Source organism: Labilibacter marinus, from assembly GCF_001659685.2.
In the GTDB taxonomy this organism is placed as follows: Bacteria; Bacteroidota; Bacteroidia; order Bacteroidales; family Marinilabiliaceae; genus Saccharicrinis; species Saccharicrinis marinus.
On record NZ_LXYE02000048.1, the window covers coordinates 1 to 6194 of the forward strand.

Below are 6194 nucleotides of genomic sequence, written 5' to 3' on the forward strand. Positions count from 1 at the left end.
CCAACAGTTATTTATTCAATCGTTTCCCAAATATCATAATTTGTCCATTTAGTTTCTCCTATTTTCATAATCTCGATTTTGTCCTTTTCTTTTAATATCCACTCAGTTCCTTCTTGGATATAAATATCACTTTTTGAAATAATGATTCCTTTTTCATCACAACTTTCAAGAAGTCGGACTTGAAGCCTTAAATCTATTGTGTCTTTTGAAATTACAAATCCTTTGGCAATACAAATATCATCCATGTCTTTGTCTTCCTGGTCCTTTGATACATAGTCGTAATTATATAGAAAATCAACAGAGTCATTAACGCTAAACTCATTAAATTTCTTTCTTTTTCTATTAATCTCCGCTTGTTTCGATTTCTCCCAATAATCTGTGTAGAATTTTACTTGTTCATCAAGTTTGATATCAGTGTCATTTAAGTGTCTATGAAATGAAGTCAAAATGATACCTGACATATCATCTGGATGATTTATTCCTAAATCACGAAAATATTTTGAAATTCCAGAATTTCCTTTCCATAATCCCCAACTGTTTCGAATTCCCATTCCTGTCCCAAAATGCATTTCAGTAACCGCATCATTTTCTGGCTTAGTTTTAAATGAATCCTTATCTGATTTACTCCATTTACAATCAAGAAAATTCAATGCATCATTCAAATCAATCGGAATATACTTGTCAGAATATTTCTCACAATCAACTTGCGCAAAAATCGAAGTAGAAAATATGGTCAGTATAATTATCAGTTTGGCTGTCATGTTCGTTTTAATTGTTGGCAACGTTGCGCGTATGAGTAGTGCGGAATATTAACGAGCTACTACTTCAAAAAACACTTAGCCAAAACTATGATTTTACAGCTAATTTTCAAATTATAATTGCTCGTCAAATCGTAGATTTGGCGGAACTCAAAAACTATACAAATGCCCACAAATACATCTGAATCCGCATTACTTATTACGCATTGTTGTGCCGTCGTGCTTGTTTATTATTAATGCATTTCCTGTTTCTTCATTTGAATTCGTATCACTATATAATTCCCTAAGGCACCAATAGTAGGTCCTGCTAGAGAGTAGTATATTACCTTATTAATGTTAATCAGCAACAATTTATCAAGAATAAATACTACAGTAATTACTAGCGACGAAATCACAAAATACCAAAAGTTTAATCTTTTATTTTTCATACTTATTGAAAATCATTATTTTAATTCTACAGCTAAAAATATTCAATCCTAATTTGAAGTTTTGCTAATAGACCATATCTATATTTTACTTCAAAATTAATCACAGGTTTTTGTCATATTTTAAAAAGGTAAATCTTTCAATTTCTCTTTATCAATTGAATTAAGCTCTATGTTAGTCTGCTCATCGAAATGATTATTAGTATCTTTTTCATTACTCACTAACTCATAGTCTCCATTCATGTAGAAATCTATGTCAGTCGCATTTTTCTCATAAAATTCATCTGCTGGAATCCCATCAATTACATAAATCCTACGAAATTTCATTTTCCTTGCAACAAAGTAAGATTCCTTAATAAATTCACGCCCGTTTTTATCTTTATGAATCTTTTTTTTCTTCTTCACTTATCCTAAACCCTAATTATTTGCACTTGGGTTCTTGCATGCGGCACAACGGCCTAGTGTATGAGTAGTGCGGGATTTAACCCACTACTGTTCCAAATAACTAAGTAGCCAAAACTACGATTTTACAGGTAAATTTCAAATTCTAAATCAGCTCTGTCAAATCGTAGATTTGGCGGAGCGCAAATACCGCACAAACCCTCATAAACAATACGTTGCCCGCATTGCTTATGACACTTTGTTAGCCATTGTTGTTCATCATTTTAGTCCATATTTATCTTTAAAAATATCAATCCAATCGTTGTGATTTCCTGATTTGGAAATATATTCTACAACTTCTTGAACCGTTATCTGAATAATTCTGTCCTTGTATTGGTTAGGTACAAATTCAGTTAATAACGGAATCAATCCTTTTCTTTTTCCCTCAGTTGTGCAATCAAAAACAGGGCTTCTATTGTCAGATAGCAGAACAAAATATCCATTTTTGTCAATGCTCAACAAAATCTCTCTGAAGAATTGGTAATAATTTACAAAAACACATATTCGTTCGTTTTCAAGATTTTCAGTAAAGTCATACTTTTCAATCAGTTCCCAATATTTCCGACCGATAAAATGCAAAAAACATTCATTTAAATCATTTATCGGATTTTTTCCAGAGCAATCACCTTTTTTAAAAACTGAACATCCACCAAATTCCGATTCAACAAGTTTACTTTCTATAAAAATGGTTGGTTTATCTTCTGAATCAAACAACACCAAATCAATGGATGTCGGTTGTCCAGTGTCTTCGTTAAATACATTTCTGTCCTCGTATTCAAATTCTGCATTTTTGAAATTCCCTGAGATTCCTTTCGTTTCAAGGAGTTTTATTAGAGGTTTCAAGTCGTTTCGTGCAATCAACGGTCCAATCAAGTTAAAAACCATTGCTTGACTACTTAATCCATGATGAGCATATTTGTGCAGAGGAAAAGGTTTCCCGTCTTTTTCACTTTGCGCTCTGAAACTCTCAATATAGTTGGCGACTTCGGGTAACACAATGTTGTTTTTCCAATTATCAAGTTTGTCCAAACAATACGGCATTTTATTATGCACCTCAAATCCATTTTCTCTAAACCACTCAGAAGATGAAATTCGCAATTCATTTTCAAATTCTTTGTGTCGAGGAAAAATCCATTCTTTTGCTTTTCTTCTACTATTCATCTGCTGTATGCTTCTTTCTTAATAATGGCTAACGGTTTGAATAAGGGGTCGTAGGCTGATTTTGAAAAACCAAACCTCCGAAATCCCACCAAGCCGAAGCTTTTGTTTTGGTTATAAATTTATTCTTTTCACTAGCCGAAGCAAAAGCTTCGGCGAACTTATTTTAAGAGCAAAACTCCCGAATTTATGCTGACAGCCTATGCCCTTTATTTATTGTTAGGCATTGTTATTAATTCGGTTTCTTTCAATTTCAAATCTAAATGGTACTGGTTGGGTTGAATAGACAGGAATTCTTTTGCGCACGCAGATTTCCATTATTTCAGTTTTATGCTTTTCTGAAATATTAATCCCTAAAACCACTTCAGCAATAAAGTCATCAGAAAAGTTAATTACGCGTTCAAATGGTAAAGGAGATTTAGGAAAAAAAAGTTTTGTCAGTCTATATTCTTCCTCATATTTCCAATCTATAGATTTAGAATGGGTTTCCTTAAATGAATTTTCCATTTTACTGTGTTGATCTTTACTTGGTTTTATTTCTGGGTATTGATCATCATATTTTACAATTCCACCTGTACCAAAGAGCCCTGATTCTCTTAGTTTATTTTCATGAAATCCCACGCAGAAACCTCTATGGCAATTGGCATAATGAGACCATAAGAGTATACTGTTCCACCTGAGGCTTAACGAAAGAATTCCGTAATATTTATCTTGTTCCTCAATAAATTTCTTAACATATCTGTCTTGGTGAAGCTGAGGATCATTAACCAATGCTTCTTTTAAGTCTTTAAGTCCGATTAGAGCTTTCTTACTTTCATTGCTTTTTTTTGCAATTACTTCAAGTCGTGAGAGATAATCTTCTCTTTCAGTATCAGTAAGATTTAAGAAATTTGGGTAAATTCTACAATCAAATGGATCATTAAAATCCTTAGGAGATGCAAGATATATTTCGTTATAAATCAATAAATTTCTATGAGAAACATTATTCCAATCTCGGTATTTGTATACTATCACAGTCTATTTTTTTAATAATGCCTAACGGTTAGTATAAGAAACGTAAGTGATTTCGAAGCACTTACCTGTCAATTTGCACTGAGCCAAATTTGCGTTTTGATACAAATTTAAAATATTAAACAAACCCGTCAAATCGCAGATTTGGCGGAGCTGATTAAATGCTCGAAAGTTTCGTAAACCACTGAGCCACTTATGTTTTTTATACATTGTTGTGGGGTCGTTGTTTATCATCTCATTTTGTTTAAATCAATAACCGCTTGTTCAATCATTTCGTCCAAATCAGTTCCATGATTACCAATGCTTCGTCCTTGATTATCAAATAAATCAATCTGATATACACAATTGGAAGTTTCTTCAATTCTCAAACTGAAACCAATTGGAAATTTAATAATCTCTCCGTTTTGTTTTTTATACTCTTTAAGTATCATTTTAAAAATCAGTTCAATCCTTTACAATGTCCTAAATAAAAATAAGTAGAAATCAAAGAGTCAGATTTTAAGCTATAAATATAATCTCCATCAATTATCAAAGTATCACTTAAATCTCGTGGAATCTCAGTTTCAAAGTCAAGAAAAATCGTGTCTCCATTCTTTTTGTACTCACCCATGAAAAACTCATCGTAGAAAAAAACTCCTGTCCAATGAATTTCAAACTTTCCAGTTTCTCTAAGTTCAAAAGTTGCTTGGTTCTGTGTCCCCTCGTAACATGCACGAAAATCCACCTGTCCATATATTTTCTCCAGATTTATTTTAAGTGGATTAAACATCCCATCTATAAGTAAGACTGTCATAATTAAAGTCGGGATGAATAAATTAAAAGTCAAACCTTTTCGTTGCTTAATTAAGCGGATTATTTCAATAATTATCTTGACAATCAGCCAGAAAAATAAAACTGCAATTCCAAGGAAAAATAATATATTCCAGTCTCCACCTGGATTGCGTTCCCAAATTGGTCGAAATCTTATCAATCCGACAAATAGAATTGAAATAATCAGCGATATTTTAAGGTTTCTTGTCATGTTACTAGGTGTCGTTGTTCAATGCCCCACAACGGTTCGAATAAGGGGTCGTAGGCTGATTTGATAAACCAAACTTCCAAAACCCCACCAAGCCGAAGCTTTTGTTTTGGTTATAAATTTATTGTTTTTACTAGCCGAAGCAAAAGCTTCGGCGAACTTATTAATTGCATAAAACTCCCAAATTTATACTTACAGCCTATGCCCTTTATTTATTGTTGTAAACCGTACTTTATTATTTCATAATTGTAATAATTTCTGTAAGTCTACAAATCAACCTTATAAATTCACGTCTAAGTTTTTGTCAAAAATACGATGAATTCCAATTCTTAATTAAACGCTGTTAATATGTCAATCACATTTGCGGCAATTAGTCCAACTAATAGAATTACTACTCCTGAGTTAACGATTAAGGCAAGTATTTTCTTGAATGATAGATTCTCTTTTCTGCCTTTCAATCCTTGAACAAAACCGACTATTCCAAGAATTCCGGCAATCAATATTGGGAGTCCTATAAGTAGTTCTCCAAGAGCTAAACTTCTTCCTGCTTTCAATAAAATACTGAGAAGTGTAATTGAAACCAATATTAAAATAACAATTGCAATTCTAAAAGATTTCTCAATATGTGTGCGATTCTTCATTTTTTCTTCGATTTTGCGTGTATGGTTTACAACGGCTCGAATAAGGGGTCGTAGGCTGAATTGAAAAAACGAACCTTCAAAATCCCTCCAAGCCGAAGCTTTTGTTTTGGTTATAAATTTATCATTTTCACTAGCCGAAGCAAAAGCTTCGGCGAACTTATTATAAGAGCAAAACTTCCAAAATTATGCTGACAGCCTATGCCCTTTATTTTTTGTTGGCTTCAGTTTTTTATTTAGTCAGCTTTTCCAAATTTTCATTTAGTCTGCGTAGCTCTATAAGTATAGAGTCTTGTGATTTATTTTCTAATGCTTTCTCAAAAGTGCTCTCAATCCCATTGATAAACTTATATAACTTGTCTTGTTCGTTATGCATTACTCCAACAATTGTGTCTCCACTATTCAAAAGTTGAGAATCATTACCTAAAATTACTTCAATTTGTTTTGAACCAAATATGTCTTGCTGATGTATTTCAAATTTTGAGTCAATAGGTAATTCTATTTCTTTAAACAAATTAAGTTTAATAATAAAATTTCCTTTGGGTGTTATTTTTATCTTGTCAACATTTCCAATACTATAACCATTAATATACATAACACCTTTTTCGCCTAAACCATCTATGGATTCAACTTTCATAAATAATGTCCTATTGTAATTTGTGCAATTACAGAATAATATTGTCATTGCTAATATTATCAAATAATAAATTCGTTTCATTATGTATGCATTTTTAAAATTGAAGCC

General features: G+C 32.2%; 8 protein-coding genes. All 8 read right to left on the reverse strand.

All coding sequences use genetic code 11. The features are described 5' to 3' along the window. Positions 1-11 precede the first annotated feature (11 nt). A complete protein-coding gene (locus A8L32_RS19390; protein WP_066632763.1) occupies positions 12-761 on the reverse strand; it encodes a DUF6794 domain-containing protein in 750 nt (249 codons plus the stop codon). A 545-nt stretch (positions 762-1306) separates the two neighbouring features. Beyond that, positions 1307-1588, reverse strand: coding sequence for a hypothetical protein (locus tag A8L32_RS19400; protein WP_066632769.1), 282 nt, complete (start codon positions 1586-1588; stop codon positions 1307-1309). 255 nt (positions 1589-1843) lie between these two features. Continuing rightward, on the reverse strand, positions 1844-2785 hold the full coding sequence (locus A8L32_RS19405) for a PGN_0703 family putative restriction endonuclease (protein ID WP_066632770.1): 942 nt from the start codon (positions 2783-2785) through the stop codon (positions 1844-1846). Positions 2786-3001: 216 nt separating this feature from the next. Next, positions 3002-3796 (reverse strand): DUF2971 domain-containing protein, encoded by a 795-nt coding sequence (locus A8L32_RS19410; RefSeq protein WP_066632771.1) that lies wholly within the window; start codon positions 3794-3796, stop codon positions 3002-3004. Between the two features lie 227 nt (positions 3797-4023). Further along, complete coding sequence (locus A8L32_RS19415; protein WP_066632772.1) at positions 4024-4224, reverse strand: hypothetical protein; 201 nt, start codon at positions 4222-4224, stop codon at positions 4024-4026. 8 nt (positions 4225-4232) lie between these two features. After that, a complete protein-coding gene (locus tag A8L32_RS23440; protein WP_143525172.1) occupies positions 4233-4586 on the reverse strand; it encodes a hypothetical protein in 354 nt (117 codons plus the stop codon). A 554-nt stretch (positions 4587-5140) separates the two neighbouring features. Further along, a complete protein-coding gene (locus A8L32_RS19425) occupies positions 5141-5452 on the reverse strand; it encodes a hypothetical protein (protein WP_066632780.1) in 312 nt (103 codons plus the stop codon). 229 nt (positions 5453-5681) lie between these two features. After that, the coding region (locus A8L32_RS19430; protein WP_233145509.1) for an MlaD family protein at positions 5682-6194 on the reverse strand (513 nt) is incomplete at its 5' end.